The sequence below is a fragment of the Stenotrophomonas sp. SrG genome (assembly GCF_050031795.1).
GTDB lineage: Bacteria > Pseudomonadota > Gammaproteobacteria > Xanthomonadales > Xanthomonadaceae > Stenotrophomonas > Stenotrophomonas rhizophila_A.
Genome location: NZ_JBNBBE010000369.1, coordinates 1 through 262 on the forward strand (window position 1 = coordinate 1; position 262 = coordinate 262).

1 protein-coding gene is annotated in these 262 nt (G+C 73.7%); it reads right to left on the reverse strand.

What is annotated here, in order from left to right:
* Window positions 1–74: 74 nt before the first annotated feature.
* The coding region (locus ACQG3P_RS20135) for a potassium-transporting ATPase subunit C (RefSeq protein ID WP_426806034.1) at window positions 75–262 on the reverse strand (188 nt) is incomplete at its 5' end.

Genomic DNA, 262 nt, shown 5'->3' on the forward strand with positions numbered 1-262 from the left:
TGCGGGCCCTGCGTATGCGCCTGCACCAGCGCCTGCACCTGTTCCACGCAGAGGCCGCGGTTGCCCTCCACGCGCTAGACCTGCACCGCAGCCGCAGCCGGCGACAGCTCGGGGTCCATGCCAGCGCCGGACTGGGTCACAAGATCACCGGGCCCGTCGTCCACGGTAATGCCTTCGCGCGCTGCCACGGGCCGGGTCGCCTCGGCGACGCGGTCCTGCAGGGCAGGGTTGCTGCGCGCCAGGTTGCTGCCGGCGGCGGCCA